The organism is Ochrobactrum sp. P6BSIII, from assembly GCF_014138065.1.
In the GTDB taxonomy this organism is placed as follows: Bacteria; Pseudomonadota; Alphaproteobacteria; order Rhizobiales; family Rhizobiaceae; genus Brucella.
In genome coordinates, this window is sequence record NZ_JACGXB010000002.1 from 143,647 (window position 1) to 160,592 (window position 16,946).

Here is a 16,946-nt window from a genome sequence, read left to right on the forward strand (position 1 = left end):
TGGATTGGAAGGTTAGGGGAACGATTTACTCCGGCTTGCCAAAACCACCGCCGGTCGGCGTGATGACGGTGAAGGCTTCACCTGCTTCCAGAACAGTCTGGTCGCAATTGCCGAGCACATCGACAGAACCATCCTTGCGGCGCACTTCGTTGCGACCGGTTTGACCGGCTTCGCCGCCGTCCAGACCGAACGGCGCTACGCGGCGATGGCCGGAGAGAATGGCGAATTCGAGCGTCTTCAGCGCGCGGATCGTGCGCTTGGTGCCATCGCCCGCATGCCATTTGCCCTTTCCGCCGGAACCTTCGCGAATATGGAAGTCTTCCAGTAAAACCGGGAAACGGGTTTCCAGAATTTCCGGGTCGGTCAGGCGCGAATTGGTCATGTGGGTGTGCACGGCATCGGCACCATTGAAACCGGGACCGGCGGGTGCACCGGAACAGATGGTTTCGTAATACTGATATTCGTCATTGCCGAAGGTCAGATTGTTCATGGTGCCTTGTGCTGCGGCCATTGCCTTGGTCGCGCCGAACAGGCAGTTGGTGACGGCCTGGCTGACCTCGACATTGCCTGCCACGACCGCCGCCGGATATTGCGGCGAGAGCATCGAGCCTTCCGGCACAACGATCCTGATCGGTCGCAGGCAGCCGGCATTCATCGGAATGTCGCCTTCGACCAGCACGCGGAAGACATAGAGCACAGCCGCGCGGGTGACGGGTTCCGGCGCGTTGAAGTTGTCGGAACGCTGCTCCGACGTGCCGGTGAAATCGACCGTCGCTTCGCGTTTTTCCTTATCGATGGTGACACGCACCTCGATCTGGCAGCCCTGGTCCATCTCATAGGTGAAGTGACCGTCTGGCAGCTTGTCGAGCACGCGGCGCACGCTTTCGGCGGCATTGTCCTGAACGTGGCCCATATAGGCTTTCACGACATCCTCGCCGAAAAGACCGATCATCTTTTTCAGTTCGGCAACGCCCTTTTCGTTGGCGGCGATCTGCGCCTTCAGATCGTTGACGTTCTGCGTCAGGTTACGGACAGGGTAGGTGGCGCCAGTCAGCAGAGCGGCGAGCGCCTCTTCACGGAAGGTGCCGCGATCCACCAGCTTGAAATTGTCGATATAGACGCCTTCCTGCTCGATATTGACCGCAAGCGGCGACATGGAACCCGGCGCAATGCCGCCAATATCCGCATGGTGGCCACGGCTTGCGACCCAGAAGCGGATTTCGCGATTATCGTCATCGAAAACCGGCGTGCAGACGGTGAGGTCGGGCAGATGGGTGCCGCCATTATAAGGCGCGTTGATGAGAAACACATCGCCCGGCTTGATGTCGCTGTTTTCGCGGATGGCGGTGGCGACCGATGCGTCCATGGAGCCGAGATGCACCGGCATATGCGGCGCATTGGCGACAAGATTGCCTGCCGCGTCGAAAACCGCGCAGGAAAAGTCCAGACGTTCCTTGATGTTCACTGAATAGGCGGTGTTCTGAAGCGTCACGCCCATCTGCTCGGCAATGGACATGAAGAGATTATTGAAAATCTCCAGCATGACCGGATCGGCTTCGGTGCCGATGGCCGTGCGCACGGGCAGCGCCTTGATGCGCGTCAGCACCACATGGTCATGCGCGGTCAGGCGAGCCTGCCAGCCATCTTCGATAACAATGGTCTGGTTCTTCTCAATAATGATCGCCGGGCCAGTGACAGTCTGGCCGCGCTGCATCTGTTCGCGCAAGACGACGCCCGCATCGTGCAACTCGCCTTGCGAGAAGAAGCGTGTCCGCTTGGCGGTTGCGGCTTCCAGATCGCTATCGAGCGATTGGGCGCTTTCGGTCTCGCCTGCGCCACCGCCCACGGCTTCAACTTCCACGGCATCGATAACGAGAGCCTTGTTTTCAGCAATGAAGCCGAACCGGCGCTTATGGGCAGCTTCGAATTCGGCGCGAAGGCGATCAGCATTGTCCTCTGCCGGGAAGGTGGCCTCAATGGACAGCACCGTGTCGGTGCCCGCATAACGGATATGCGCGCGCAGATGACGCTGCACGGCTGCGGCCTCGATGCCCTGGGTCAGAAGCTCGGCAACGCATTCCTGCGCCAGTTCTTCACCCAGTTCCTTCAGAGCTGCAGGCGCTGCTGGATCAAGTGCGACGCCAAGCGCCTTTTGACGGGTGGCGCGAATATCAGCCAGACCCATGCCATAGGCCGAAAGCAGACCAGACATCGGATGGAGAAGAATATTCTTCATTCCAAGTGCATCGGCTACGAGGCAGGCGTGCTGACCGCCAGCGCCACCGAAACAGTTGAGCGCATAGCGCGTCACATCATAGCCGCGCTGGACGGAAATTTTCTTGATCGCCTCGACCATATTGGCAACCGCAATGCGGATGAAGCCGTCGGCAACTGCTTCCGGTGAACGGCCATCGCCGATTTCGGCTGCGAGCGCGGTGAAGAGTTCACGCACCCGTTCCACATCAAGCGGCTGGTTCTGTTCGGGACCAAAGATCGCCGGGAAGAATTCCGGCAACAGCTTGCCCAGCATGACATTGGCGTCGGTGACGGCGAGCGGTCCGCCATTGCGGTAGCAGGCCGGGCCGGGATTGGCGCCTGCCGAATCCGGGCCGACGCGGAAACGTCCGGCATCGTAATGCAGGATCGAGCCACCACCTGCGGCGACCGTGTGGATCAGCATCATGGGCGCGCGAACGCGCACCCCGGCAACTTCGGTTTCGAAAGCGCGTTCATATTCACCATCAAAATGCGCGACGTCTGTGGAGGTGCCGCCCATGTCGAAGCCGATGACTTTCGGGAAGCCAGCCGTTTCGCCGGTACGGGCGAGGCCGACAACGCCGCCTGCCGGGCCGGACAGGATCGCATCCTTGCCCTGAAACAGATCGGCTGCCGTGAGGCCACCCGATGACATCATGAACATGACGCGTGCGCCGGTGCGCTCGACATCCAGTTCGTTGGATACTTGCGCAACATAACGGCGGAGAACGGGCGACAGATAGGCATCGACGACCGTGGTATCGCCACGCCCGACCAGCTTGATCAGTGGGGAAACCTCGTGGCTAACGGAGACCTGTTCAAAGTCGAGACCGCGCGCAATGCGAGCAATTTCAGCCTCATGCGCGGGAAACTTATAAGCATGCATGAGGGCGATAGCGACGGACTTGTAGCCCTGTTCCTTCAACGCAACCAGTGCTGCTTCGGCCTCAGAGGAATCGAGCGCCGTTTCAACTGTGCCGTCTGCCTGAACGCGTTCGTTCAGCTCCACGACCTTTTCATAAAGCGCTTCCGGCTTGATGATTTCGGTCGCAAAGATGTTCTTGCGCTCCTGATAGCCAATGCGCAGCGCATCGCGAAAACCCTTGGTGGTGACAAGAGCCAGCCGCTCGCCCTTGCGCTCGAGAAGCGCATTGGTCGCGACCGTCGTGCCCATGCGAACTTCGCCGATGATTCCGGCGGGAACCGCTTCGCCGGTCTCGAGGCCAAGATGCAGGCGAATGCCGTGAACGGCGGCATCCTTATAGGCAGACGGGTTTTCGGAGAGAACCTTGCGTGCATGGAGCTGGCCCTGCGGATCCCGCCCGATGACGTCCGTAAACGTACCGCCGCGGTCGATCCAGAAGTCCCATACTCCGCGTCCCGTTCCGCTCATCGCTGGCTCCCTCACACAAAATTCCAGATGCATTGAGTTGTGTATTCTGAAAACACTTCTGAAATTGATAGTCACATTTTATTGACAAAATGTCGATAAGATGATGACATAAAATTCACATAAAAGCGGGAGCGTCAAAATGGGTAAAGATAAGGCTTTTGAGGAAGAGCCTAAAACCGGAGACGAAATGCACGAGGCTGGCTTCGATGAAGTCACGCTGCCCAAGCATTTGCGCCCGGTTGCCTCGATAGGCCCCATTGTTTCGTCCGCGCATCTGGCTGAAGGCGGTTCGCCCGGCATGTCCGAGGTTGAATATGGCCTCATTCTCGCATCGCACGCCTTTTCACGCTGGATGGTTCGCTGCATGGCCGCGGCGGGATTGCCGGGGCTTTCGCCCATTGAAGTGTTGATTCTTCATTCGATCCGTCACCGCGACCGCGAGAAGAAGCTTGCCGATATCTGCCTCGTTCTCGACATTGAAGACACGCATATTGCCACCTATGCCATTCGCAAGCTTGAAAATGCTGGCTTGCTGACGACCGGCAAGGCGGCAAAGGAAAAGACGGTGAAGATCACCGCCAAGGGCGCCGACGCCTGCGCGCGCTATGCGCAGATTCGCGAGCGTCTTCTCGTCGATTCCACGGCCAATGCACGCCCATCGGAAGAAACGCTTTCCGAAGTGGCTGCCCTTTTGCGCTTCATGTCCGGCGCATTCAATCAGGCCACGCGGTCTGCCATCACACTTTAAGAGGGTTGAAAGTTTGAGCGGAACCGAGTTGAGCGAACCAGTTTCAAAACCTCTCCTGACCGTCGATGGCCTCAGTGTCGAATTTGGCGCGAGCCGTGTCGTTGACGATCTGAGCTTCTCGGTCCATCCCGGTCGCACGCTGGCTGTGGTGGGTGAATCCGGTTCGGGCAAGTCCATCACGTCGCTTTCCATCATGCGGCTTGCCGATATGAGCGGTGCGAAATTCCCGTCCGGCCGTATTTTGTTTGGCGAACGCGATCTGCTCAAGGCCGATCAGAAGACAATGCGGGGCATTCGCGGCAAGGAGATCGCCATGATCTTCCAGGAGCCGATGACGTCGCTCAATCCGGTTTTCACCATCGGTAATCAGCTATCCGAAGTGCTGATGTTGCATGAAGGCATGACCCAGCAGGCGGCGCTTGCCGAGGGGAAGCGACTTCTGGAAATGGTTCGACTGCCGGATGCGGAAGGGCTGCTGAAGCGCTATCCGCATCAGCTTTCCGGTGGCATGCGCCAGCGCGTCATGATCGCCATGGCTCTTGCCTGCCGCCCGAAGCTGTTGATCGCCGATGAGCCGACGACCGCACTCGATGTGACCATTCAGGCCCAGATACTGCACATTATCAGGGATTTGCAGCAAGAACTTGAAATGGCGGTGATTTTCATCACGCACGATATGGGCGTGGTGGCGGAAATGGCTGACGATGTGGTCGTCATGTGGAAGGGCAAGAAGGTCGAGGAAGGCCCGGTCGGGCAGATTTTCTCGAAGCCGCAACATGCCTATACCAAAACGCTGCTGTCGGCAGTTCCGAAGCTTGGCAGTATGACGGGCGAAGCATTCCCCAAGCGGATGCCGGTCATGACCATGCGCGACGGTGTGCCTGTTCTGACGGGTGAGGAGCGCATTCAGGACACGGCCCGCTATGGCGACAAGCCGTTGCTTTCCGTGGACGACCTTTATGTGCGATTTCCGATCAAGAAGAACCTGTTCGGCAAGGTCACCCATGTGTGCAACGCGGTTTCGAAGGTCGCGTTCGATATTTATCCGGGCGAAACGCTGGCGCTGGTCGGTGAATCCGGTTCGGGAAAATCGACCATTGGGCGCACCATCCAGCAATTGCAGACGCCGCTTTCCGGCGATATTCGCTTCAACGGCAAGGCCTATTCGGCCATGAGCGCTGCTGAGCGTTATGCCATGCGTCGCGAAGTGCAGTATATTTTCCAGGATCCGTTCGCATCGCTCGATCCACGCAAGACGGTCGGCTTTTCCATTGCAGAACCCATCCGCACACATGGCCTTCTCGACAATGACAAGGCAATCAATGCGCGCGTGGCGGAATTGCTGGAGCGGGTTGGCCTCGGTCCGGAACACGCCAAGCGCTATCCGCACGAGTTTTCCGGCGGTCAGCGACAGCGCGTCTGCATAGCGCGTGCACTTGCCTCCAAGCCGAAGCTCATCATCGCCGATGAAGCCCTGTCGGCGCTCGATGTTTCCATTCAGGCGCAGGTCATCAACCTGTTCATGGACCTGCAGAAAGAGCAGGGGCTCGCATATCTCTTCATCAGCCATGACATGGCGGTGGTCGAAAAGATGAGCCACCGCGTCGCTGTTCTTTATCTCGGCCAGATCATGGAACTGGGCTCACGGCAGCAGGTTTTCGAAACACCGTCGCATGACTACACCAAGCGGCTTCTCTCGGCGGTGCCGATTGCCGATCCGTCGGCGCGCACCAACCGGCCTGCGCTGGAAGGTGAAATTCCAAGCACGACGCGCCGGATCGATGACAAGCCGCCGATCTATCGCCATCGCGAGGTCGCAACCGGGCATTTCGTGGCTGAAACCGCCTGACGCATCAAGTTCAACAGAAACCCAAAGGGGAAAAAACAATGATAAGGAAAACACTTAAAGCCGTTCTTATGGCTTCCGCTCTCTCGGCGGCAGTGTTTGCATCTGCTCCGGCTTTCGCTGCCGGAAAGCTGACCGTTTCGTCGCCGCAGGACCCGGGCAGCTGGGATCCGATCGACACTTTCCTCGTCAACTGGGCTTCTGTCGCCACCAATATTTTCGACGGTCTCGTCTATCGCGGACCAGACCTCAAGATCGTTCCGGCACTGGCAACTTCGTGGGATGAGCTGGATGACGGCAAGCGCATCCGCTTCCATCTGCGTGAGAATGTTAAGTTCCATGACGGCGAGCCGTTCAATGCCGAAGCCGTCAAGTTCTCCTTTGATCGCCTGCTCGGTGACGAGGGCGCGAAAGGCCCGCAGCGTTCGAATTATATCGCCATCGAAAAGGTGGAAGTCATCGACGACAAGACCGTCGATTTTCATCTGAAGGCACCGGACCCGGTCCTCATCACCAAGCTGGCCGGTTATGGCGGTATGATCGTTCCGCCGAAATATATTCAGGAAAAGGGCGACGACTATTTCAACACCCATCCGGTCGGCACCGGACCGTTCAAATTTGTTTCCTATGAGCCGAAGGTCAATATCAAGCTTGAGGCTTTCGTCGATCATTGGGGCGGCGCGCCGAAGCTCTCCGAACTCGAATACCGCTTCATCACCGAGCCTTCGACCGCTGTTGCCGAACTTCAGGCCGGTCGCGTCGATCTGGTCATCCCGCCGACCATTCCGATTGGCATGATCCCGACCATTCAGAGCGATCCGAAGCTGGAACTCGTCACAACGGCTGGCCCGACGGTCTATGCCCTGCGTTTCAACACGGCTGACGGCATCACCAAGGATGAGCGCGTGCGCAAGGCGCTGACGATGGCGGTCGACCGCGATGCGATCATCCAGTCCATTCTGGCAGGTCAGGCCGAGCCGATTGCAAGTTTCCAGGGTTCGCTGTCCTTCGGCTTCGACCCGAACATGAAGCCGCTGCCTTACGATCCGGAAGGCGCGAAGAAGCTGCTGGAAGAAGCGGGCGTTCAGCCCGGCGCAAACGTGCAGATCGATGTGCGCGGTCAGGATGCAAGCTTCAATGAAGTGGCGCAGGCCATCGCGAGCTTCCTGCAAATGGTCGGCGTCAATGCAACCATCAAGCCTTACGACACCAATGTTCTGCTGAACGATATCATCCCGCAGGGCAAGACCGGCGCAATGTTCCAGCAGGCCTGGGGCGGCTGGACCTTCGACTACGATAACACCGCCTATTCCATGTACCATTCGGGCGAAAAGTGGAACCCGTACGACAAGGACGAAAAGCTCGACAAGATGCTGGAAGCGCAGCGCTCGGTTATTGATCGCGGTGAACGCGAGAAGCTCCTGCAGGAAATCGCGCATTACGCAGCCGACCGCGCACTGGAAATGCCGCTCTACAATCTCAAGGCAATCTTCGGCGTCAACAAGCGCGTGAAGAACTTCGTGCCGGTGCCTGACAGCCGTCTGCGTCTGACGGACGTCACTGTCGAATAAGCAAGAATGACAATACGGCAAGCCGGATATGACCGGCTTGCCGCAGCATTTCGGAGGCGCACTGGTGGCCGGATTTCTGATCAAACGAATTTTGCAGGCGTTGTTCGTGCTTGTCGCGATGACGCTGCTTGTCGCTTTCGCGGTCCGCCTGACAGGCGATCCGGCATTGATGCTGACGCAAGGTGCGGGCAGCATCACCGAAGCCGATCTCGCACGCATCCGCGAAGGTCTCGGTCTCAACCAGCCGTTCTTCGTTCAATATTGGCAGTTCCTCAAAGGACTGTTCACCATGGATTTGGGCCGCAGTTTCCTTGGCGGTACGCCGGTTTCCACGCTCGTCGCTGGCGCTCTGCCCGCCACGCTGATGCTGGCCTTTGCCTCGCTGTTCGTTTCCATCGTGATTTCCGTGCCACTTGGCATCAAGGCTGCGGTGTCGCGTGGAAAATGGGCCGATCAGCTCATCCGCATCTGCTCGCTGGTGGGTCTGTCCTTCCCGAACTTCTGGCTGGCGACCATGCTGGTGCTGCTGTTCGGCATCACGCTGCAATGGCTGCCGCCAAGCGGCATGAGCGGCATTGCAAGCTTCATCATGCCCGCGCTCACCATGGGCATCATCCTGACGGCAACCAATGTCCGCCTTGTGCGCACGGCGATGCTGGAAACGCTGCAATCGCAATATATCATGGTGGCGCGCGCCAAGGGGCTGAGTGAAAACAAGGTGCTCTACAAGCATGCACTGCGCAATTGCGCCATTCCATTGATCACCTATCTCGGCCTTCAGTTTGGCGGTCTGCTCGGCGGTATCGTCGTGGTGGAACGTGTGTTCAACTGGCCGGGTATGGGCACGCTTGCCTTCGACGCTGTGGCGGGGCGTGATTATCCTGTCTTGCAGGCCACCATCGCGATCCTTTCCATGCTGATCATCGGCGTCAATCTTCTCGTGGACATCGCCTATGGCCTTGTCGATCCGCGTATCCGCACGGAGTAGGACCCATGGCAACCAAAACCTCATCCGTTCTGTTTTCGCGTTTTGCGAGCCTCGAATTCATCGTCGGTGTCGTGCTGACCGGCTGTATTTGTCTGGCCGTGATTTTCTCCGGCTATCTGTTTCCGGGCGGCGCTAACAAGATTGATCTTGTGGCGCGCCTGACGCCGCCATTCGTCAATCCGGCCCATGTTTTCGGCACCGATCCGCTGGGCCGCGACGTGCTGGCGCGGGTTATCACGGGTGGTAAGATTTCGCTGTTTGTCGGTTTCGTTTCGGTGATTGGCTCCGTGGTTATCGGCACCATCATGGGCCTTGTTGCCGGTTATTATCGCGGCTTCTGGGACATGGCGCTGATGCGCTTTGTCGATGTGCAGCTGGCGATGCCGTTTATCCTGCTTGCCATTACGGTCATGGCCATTCTGGGCGGCGGATTGTTCAACACCATCATCCTGCTGATCGTCTCGCAATGTGTGCAATATGCGCGACTGGTGCGCGGCTCGGTGCTGTCGCTGCGCGAGCGCGAGTTCATCCTGTCCGCCCGCGCTATCGGCGTGAAGGACTGGCGCATCATCTTCCAGCATCTGCTGCCGAACCTGCTTGGTCCGGTCATCGTGCTGATGACGCTCAATGTGGCCAACAATATTCTGCTGGAATCAAGCCTGACCTTCCTCGGCCTTGGTGTTGATCCGACCATTCCAAGCTGGGGCGGCATGCTGGCCGACGGGCGCACCTATCTCCAGACCGCATGGTGGGTGAGCATTTTCCCGGGCCTCGCCATTCTTTTCACCGTGCTTGGTCTCAATCTTCTTGGCGACTGGCTGCGTGACAGCCTCGACCCAACTGGCAGGACTTCCCGATGAGCGTGCTTTTTGAGAAAACCTATCCGCGCACCGTTCATGCGCTTGTCGAGCACTTTCTGAAAGCGGAAATGCGCGGCGCGAAGGTGGAAGCATGGCTGTTCGATGATCAGCCGAGCCGCTTTGCCGCCGAAACGACGCTGCGCGAGGGAGGCGTCGAGGCGCGGCTGCATTCGGCTTATAAGCCGCTCCTGCACTTCTTTCTGGAGGAAGTGGATGGTGCAGCGCTGAAGTCTGCTGCAATCCGCTATCCGCGTCATGAGGCCTGCGTACAGAACCGTTTTCTGCTCGAAACCTATCCCTTGTCTGCGTTGCTGCCGAAGGTGGAGGTGACGTTCGCAGCTTCGGGCAAAGATGATTTTCATTATGAGGTCGATCTGGTCTTTGCGGATGGCCAGAGCGAGAGCCATCGGGTTTTCGCGCCCAACCGCGTGCATGTGGATTTCATCGGTGAAACGCTGGTGTCGCCAACCGGCTGGCTGACCGTCACACAGGACGGCAAGACCGAAAACGCGCGCTATGAGACATCCTATGAAAAGCTGTTTCATGACGCCGTCTCGAGCATCGCCGCCCATGACTGGAAGCGCGGCGAACCTTATTTCGATGAGTTGAACATCGCAGTCAGCCTGCCGATCACCGACCGCCGCCTGCCTTACGACGAGGAGACGCTGAGCCTCACCGAAGCCATGCACGAGGATATCTATTTCTCGCTGCTGGAAGTTTTTCAGAAGAAGTCCGGTCGCCCGGTCGGTGACCGTGGCTTGCAACCGGGCCAGATCGTGCCGGAAGTCCGCTTCCGCGATGCCGAACCGTCCGTCAAAGTGGAAACGCGGCCGCTTTCCACCGATGATGCATTGACGGCAGAGCAAGTTCTGGAAACGGCGCAAGCGCCGCTTTCCGCCGATCAGATCCGCCGTGAAATCGCCAGACTGGGCGGTGAGCCATTCGACGCCAAGACCCGCTCTGGCCGAACGGTGCGCGCGACGTATCGCAACGGCAGCGATGCCGCGATGATGATCAGCGCCGGTCAGCATGCCAATGAGACGACGGGTGTTGTCGGGGCGTTGCGCGCAGCCAACCGGCTTGCGGCGCGTGAAGGCGCGCATTTCACGATCTCCCCGCAGGAAAACCCGGACGGATACGAGATACACAAGCGGCTCTGTGCACTTCAGCCGCACCACATGCATCACGCGGCGCGCTATACGGCGCTGGGTGATGATCTGGAATATCGCAGCGGCGAGGGGCTTTACGAAAAAGCCATTCGCGTCGAGGCGGAAAAGCGGACTGACGCGAAACTGCACGTCAACCTGCACGGTTACCCGTCGCATGAATGGACGCGTCCGCTCTCCGGCTATGTGCCGCGTTCCTTTGCCATGTGGACGCTGCCGAAGGGCTTTTTCCTGATCATCCGTCACCATGCCTCCTGGGAAAAGGAAGCAGAAGAACTGATCGACCGCGTGACGAAACATCTGGCCGCGATTGATGGTCTGGTTGCTTACAATAATGCCCAGATCAAGCTTTTCGAGCAGCATGCAGGCGAGACGGGCTTCCGCATCATCAACGGCTTCCCGTGCCTTGTCGGCGTCGATGATCGCCATACGGTACCGCTGACGCTCATCACCGAATATCCGGATGAGACGATCTATGGCAGCGCTTTTGTCAAAGGCCACACCGCGCAAATGGAAACGGTGCTGGCGTGTTACGATGCTTTGCAAGCCTTGTTGCCATCCACGCCGGTTGCTTGATCCTCCGGGCCGAAGAGCAAGTTTTATAAAGAAAAAGCGCCGTTTAGCGGCGCTTTTTCATTTTTCACATTTGCTGGTAACGATCAGCCGCTGATGAGCTTCACTTCCATGAAGTCCTCAAGACCCCACTTACCGCCTTCGCGACCATTGCCCGACTGCTTGTATCCGCCGAACGGGCTGCCCGGAGCGCGGGACGTGCCGTTGATCTGGATCATGCCAGCGCGAAGCTTGCGCGCAACGCGCTTGGCACGTTCCGGGCTGCCGGTCTGGATATAGGCGGCAAGGCCGTAAGGCGTGTCATTGGCGATGGCGATCGCTTCTTCTTCCGTTTCAAACGGGATCATGGCCAGCACCGGTCCGAAGATTTCTTCGCGCGCGATGGTCATGTCGTTGTTCACGTCGGCGAAGACAGTCGGCTTGACGAAGTCGCCTTCCGTGAAGCCATCCGGACGGCCCGTGCCGCCAGCAACAAGGCGTGCGCCTTCGTCGATGCCCTTCTGGATGAGCTTCTGGACCTTTTCGAACTGGATCGACGAGGAAAGCGGTCCGATATGATCGCCTTCTTCCGCAGGATCACCGACCTTGGTGCCTTCGGTTACCTTTTTGGCAAACTCGACGGCCTTGTCATAGACCGAGCGCTCAACCAGCATGCGTGTCGGCGCATTGCAGGACTGACCGGTGTTCTCGAAGCAATGGGCGAGGCTGCGTTCGATGGTCTTTTCCAGATCGCTATCGGCAAAGACGATGTTTGGCGATTTGCCGCCGAGTTCCAGCGAAACGCGCTTGACGGTTGCCGCTGCGGCGCGAGAAACCGCCGTGCCTGCACGCGTCGAGCCGGTGAAGGACATCATGTCCACATCCGGATGCTGCGACAGGGCTTCGCCGACCACCGGGCCTTCGCCATTGACGAGGTTGAACACGCCCTTTGGCAGACCAGCTGCATCGACAAATTCGGCGAACAGCATGGCCGACATCGGCGCGATTTCGGACGGCTTGAGCACGACCGTGCAGCCGACCGCAATCGCGGGAATGACCTTCAGCGCGATCTGGTTCATTGGCCAGTTCCACGGGGTGATCAGCCCGCAAACGCCGATAGGTTCATGCACGATTGTCTGGTTTGGAAATTTCGGAGAAAGAATTTCTTCAAACTCGAAATTCTCGAAGGCTGCGACAAACGCCTTGATGTGCGACACGCCAACAGCAGCCTGGGATTCACGTGCAAGCGTAATCGGCGCACCCATTTCGTGCGAAATGGCCTTGGCCATTTCATCCATGCGAGAATCATAGATTTCGGCGATACGGCGGATATAGGCGATACGCTCTTTCGCAGGCGTTTCGGCCCAAGCGGGGAAAGCCTTGCGCGCAGCCGCAACCGCGAGATCGATATCGGCAGCCGAACCGCCGGAGATCACCGCATAGGGCTTTTCATTGGCCGGATTGACGACTTCGATGCTCTTGGCATCGATTGGAGCGCGCCAGGCGCCGTCGATGTAAAAATCCGTTTTCTGAACCAGGTTCTTCTGAAGCATGGCGCATTCCTCCGTCGGTTTTGAATTCCCATATGTTGTCTGGCAAGCTGGTCGATAACGAACCTGTTTGCATTTGCGGGCAACCTTAATGCCCGGATATGGCAGCGTCAAAACAGAAGGACGGATGGAATCATCAATTTTTCTTATTCATTATCGTAGGCTTCGACATCAATGCCGAGCGACACAAGGCCTTCCTCGATATAATCGCCCAGAAGCGGTGTTCCGATCAGGTATTTTGCCTCGCGCCCATTATGACGGTCGCTTGCCGTAGACAGGGCCTCGTCCCATTCCTCGGGCGAAAAATCGCCGCGTCCAACCCACATCAAGGCCAGCAATTCGATGCGTTGGTCTTCATTCAGGGAACGAATAGCGGCGAAAAGCTCTTTCCGGGTCGGGTTGTCGAGTGAAGCATCGAGAATATCGACGTCTCTGTCGTCGCCGGGATTGGAACCGGAGTCTTCGTCCACCGCAGGCACCTGCACATCGTATTCGCGCGCCTTCGCAATGATGAATTCCAGATTGTCCAGATTGTTCGTCAGCTCGACCATCGAATACCTCCGTTACCGGTTTTCTCAGCGTCCTTCTGATTATAGGGCGTCCGCTTCGCGCAGGCGATAGCCAACGCCGGTTTCGGTGAGAATATATTGCGGCTGGTCGGGCAGGGCTTCGATCTTCTGGCGAAGCTGACGTACATAAATGCGCAAATATTGCACATCTGCCGCCGGGCCCCAGACCTGATTGAGAATATATTGATGGGTCAGAACCTTGCCCGCATGCTGCACCAGTAGGCGGAGAATGTCATATTCCTTGGGCGACAGCTTGATGTCGTTGCCCTCGACCTTGACGATGCGCCGCACCAGATCAACGGAAAGACCGCCGCTCTGGAAAATCGGCTTTTCGCCCTGCTGTTGCAGCTTGTGACGAAGCGCGACGCGGATGCGCGCGGCAAGTTCGCGCATGCCGAAGGGCTTGGTTACATAATCATCGGCGCCGAGTTCCAGCGCCTTGACGATGCCGACCTCGTCGGTGCGGCTTGAAAGAATGAGGATGGGCAGGTTGCGCCCTTCGTGCCGCCATTGCAGCAGGAGCCGATGGCCGTCCATGTCCGGCAAACCAAGGTCGAGAAGCACAAGATCGGGGCTTTCAGCCTCGATCTTCTCTATCGCCTCAGTGGCATTGGCGGCCTCAACGGTCGTGTAACCTTCGGTGGTCAACCCGACCCGAAGGAGTTTGCGGATCGGGGGTTCGTCATCGACGATCAGCACTTTGACGCTTTGCGTGTTCATTGCGTTGTTTCCGTTTCAGCGTCGCCGGATGGAAGCGGCAGTGAGATGACGAAGACTGCGCCAGACCGATTGAGGTCATGGTCGCTGCGATTGCGAGCGGCGATAGTGCCGCCCATTGCTTCGACAAAACCGCGCGCGATGGACAGGCCAAGGCCCGTGCCTGCTTGAACGTGATCGCCCTTGCGAACGCGATAGAAGCTGTCGAAAATCCGTTCCCGGTCATCGGCGGGAATGCCCGGCCCCTGATCGGCAATTTCCAGAATAAGCCGCGTTCCGCTGATATGTGCTTCAATAGCAATTTCAGAGGCTTCCGGCGCGTACTTCGCGGCATTGTCGAGAAGATTGAACAGAACCTGTTCAAACAGAACTGCATCCAGCCGCAGCATCGGCAGATCGGTGGGCACTGATACGCGGACCGCATGACGCGCGAGAATTTTTGCGGCCCGGTGCAAGGCGGCGCCGACGATATCACCGATATAATGCGGAGAGAGGTTCGGCTCCATAGCCCCCGCTTCAATACGGGTCATGTCGAGAAGATTGGCGATGAAGCGGTTGAGGCGCTCCGACTGATCCACGATGGTCTGATAAAGATCGGCCTGATCTTCAGCGGGCAAAGAGCCGTGATATTCGCGCAATGTGGTGGCGGCACCCATGATGGCCGCGAGCGGGGTTTTAAGGTCGTGCGAGATCGAGGTGAGAAGTGCGGAGCGCAACTTGTCGGTTTCGGCGGCAAGCCTTGCGCGCTCGACGTCTTCCACCAGTTGCACGCGCTCGATGGCGATGGCGGCCTGATCGGCCAGCGCTTCGAACAGTCTTTGCTGTTCGGGCGTGAGGATCGGTCCCTGACGGTCATTGTCGAGACCGATGACACCGACCGAAGTTCGCGCCGTGCGCAGCGGCAGGTAAAGACGGCGTGCGCCGGGCAGCGTATCGGCACCACGTCCAGCGGGCAAATTGTGCTCCCAAGCCCAATGGGCAGCGGCGATATCGGCATCGTCGAGTGTGTCATCCGGTGGATATCCGGCGCGCACCGCGATGCTCTCACGCTCCGGCAGCAGGATGACCGCACGCACCTTCAGCATGGAAGCGATCTGGAAGGCAGTAGCCCAAAGCACATCGTCCAGCGAGCCGGTGCCTGCGAGTTTCTTGCTGAAAAGATAGAGATCCTCGGTCATGCGCGCGCGCTGCCGTGCCGATGCCGCCTGACGCTGCACGCGGCTTGCCAGATTGCTGGCTACAAAGCTGACGAGGAGGAAGAAGACGAGGGCCACCACGCTTTCCGGGTCCGCAATGGACAGCGTGTAAAGCGGTGGCAGAAAGAAGAAATTATAGGCGAAGGCGCTGATGATGGAAACGAACAGCGCTGGCCACAGACCAAGCGTAACCGCAACGCCGAGAACGCCGACGACGAAGACCAGCGCTATGCTGCGAACATCAAGAAACTGGTCGAGCAGCAGCCCGACGCCATTCGCGGCTGCGACGACTGCCGTGCCGATTGCATAGGGTAGAATTTGCAGGCTTGCCGATGGGGCGGCGGTCTTGACCTTGCGGGCGGTGCTGGCCGCTTCCTGGTCGATACCCGCCGTGATGTGCACATCTATAGCGCCCGCCCGGCGGATCAGTTCGTGCCCGACCGAGCCTTCGACAATTTCGCGCCAGCGTGGCTTGGCTGATTTGCCGGCGACCACCTGCGTGAAATTATGCGTGCTGGCATAGCGGATAATGTCTTCCGCAACCGACTGGCCGGGAATGATGATCGGCTCGCCGCCAAGCTGCTCTGCAAGGCGCATGCTTGCAGACAGCCGGTCTTTTTCGTCCTCCGACATATTGGCAGAGCGCGGCGTTTCAATGTGAATGACCGCCCAGGGCGCGCGCAGCCGATCGGCCAGACGGCGCGCATAGCGCACCAGCGATGCGCTGCGTGGCCGTTCATCAACGGCAACGAGAATACGGTCGCCCGCTGCCCACGGACCTTCGATGGCGTGGGCGCGCATATGGGTGAGAAGCTGTTCGTCTACCCGCTGCGCAGTGCGCCGCAGCGCCAGTTCGCGGAGCGCCGTCAGATTGCCGGGCGAGAAATAGTTGCGGATTGCACGCTTGGCCGTCTTGGGAAGATAGACCTTGCCGTCATTGAGCCGCTTGATGAGATCGCTGGGCGTGAGGTCGATCAGCTCGATATCGTCGGCGCGGTCGATGATACTGTCCGGCACGGTCTCGCGAACGCGAATGCGCGTGATCTGCGCCACCACATCATTCAGGCTTTCGACATGCTGGATATTCAGCGTGGTGTAGACGTCTATCCCCTGCGCGAGGATTTCCTCGACATCCTGATAACGCTTGGGGTGACGGCTGCCCGGCGCATTGCTGTGGGCGAGTTCATCCACCAGAACCAGCTGCGGACGGCGTGCCAGCACGGCGTCGATGTCCATCTCTTCCAGTTCGTGGCCATGATAGGCAACAAGAGCGCGGGGGATGACTTCCAGCCCGTCAACCAAGGCTTCAGTGTCGCGACGGCCATGGGTTTCGACCACGCCGATAACCATATCGACGCCATCGGCTTTGCGCGCCCTGCCGGACATCAGCATTTCATAGGTCTTGCCGACACCGGGCGCTGCGCCCAGAAATATCTTGAGGCGGCCACGCGTTTCGCGCTCCGCCTGTTCGAGCAGGGCATCGGGAGAGGGCCGTGTGTTGTCAGCGCGTATGTCGTCCGACATCAATGATAAT

Annotated in this window: 11 protein-coding genes; 6 read left to right on the top strand and 5 right to left on the bottom strand. The window is 58.6% G+C overall.

Translation table 11 applies throughout. The features are described 5' to 3' along the window. Positions 1-25: 25 nt before the first annotated feature. Positions 26-3,649 (bottom strand): hydantoinase B/oxoprolinase family protein, encoded by a 3,624-nt coding sequence (locus FHW00_RS03015; protein ID WP_078336828.1) that lies wholly within the window; start codon positions 3,647-3,649, stop codon positions 26-28. A gap of 139 nt (positions 3,650-3,788) precedes the next feature. Here FHW00_RS03015 and FHW00_RS03020 point away from each other — a divergent pair, with 139 nt between their 5' ends. From FHW00_RS03020 to FHW00_RS03045, 6 genes are all read left to right on the top strand, one after another. Next, complete coding sequence (locus FHW00_RS03020) at positions 3,789-4,397, top strand: winged helix DNA-binding protein (protein ID WP_078336829.1); 609 nt, start codon at positions 3,789-3,791, stop codon at positions 4,395-4,397. 13 nt (positions 4,398-4,410) lie between these two features. Beyond that, positions 4,411-6,246: an ABC transporter ATP-binding protein gene (locus tag FHW00_RS03025; protein WP_078336830.1), complete on the top strand. Its 1,836-nt coding sequence runs from the start codon at positions 4,411-4,413 to the stop codon at positions 6,244-6,246. Between the two features lie 38 nt (positions 6,247-6,284). Further along, positions 6,285-7,814: an ABC transporter substrate-binding protein gene (locus FHW00_RS03030; RefSeq protein WP_078336831.1), complete on the top strand. Its 1,530-nt coding sequence runs from the start codon at positions 6,285-6,287 to the stop codon at positions 7,812-7,814. Positions 7,815-7,878: 64 nt separating this feature from the next. Then, a complete protein-coding gene (locus FHW00_RS03035; RefSeq protein WP_113533509.1) occupies positions 7,879-8,802 on the top strand; it encodes an ABC transporter permease in 924 nt (307 codons plus the stop codon). Between the two features lie 5 nt (positions 8,803-8,807). After that, positions 8,808-9,662 (top strand): ABC transporter permease, encoded by an 855-nt coding sequence (locus FHW00_RS03040; protein ID WP_078336832.1) that lies wholly within the window; start codon positions 8,808-8,810, stop codon positions 9,660-9,662. Continuing rightward, positions 9,659-11,404, top strand: coding sequence for a peptidase M14 (locus tag FHW00_RS03045; protein ID WP_078336833.1), 1,746 nt, complete (start codon positions 9,659-9,661; stop codon positions 11,402-11,404). The genes FHW00_RS03040 and FHW00_RS03045 overlap by 4 nt, the downstream gene beginning before the upstream one ends. Before the next feature lie 83 nt (positions 11,405-11,487). On the opposite strand, the gene FHW00_RS03050 is transcribed toward FHW00_RS03045, so the two are convergent. The 4 genes from FHW00_RS03050 to FHW00_RS03065 form a co-directional block, all read right to left on the bottom strand. Then, positions 11,488-12,933: an aldehyde dehydrogenase family protein gene (locus FHW00_RS03050; RefSeq protein WP_078336834.1), complete on the bottom strand. Its 1,446-nt coding sequence runs from the start codon at positions 12,931-12,933 to the stop codon at positions 11,488-11,490. 143 nt (positions 12,934-13,076) lie between these two features. Continuing rightward, positions 13,077-13,481, bottom strand: coding sequence for a DUF3775 domain-containing protein (locus FHW00_RS03055; RefSeq protein WP_078336835.1), 405 nt, complete (start codon positions 13,479-13,481; stop codon positions 13,077-13,079). 39 nt (positions 13,482-13,520) lie between these two features. Beyond that, positions 13,521-14,219 carry a response regulator transcription factor gene (locus FHW00_RS03060; protein WP_078336836.1) on the bottom strand — a complete coding sequence of 233 codons (699 nt, stop codon included), beginning with the start codon at positions 14,217-14,219 and terminating at the stop codon, positions 13,521-13,523. Further along, entirely contained in the window at positions 14,216-16,936 is a 2,721-nt protein-coding gene (locus FHW00_RS03065) for a sensor histidine kinase (RefSeq protein WP_113533422.1), read from the bottom strand. The genes FHW00_RS03060 and FHW00_RS03065 overlap by 4 nt, the downstream gene beginning before the upstream one ends. Positions 16,937-16,946: the final 10 nt, after the last annotated feature.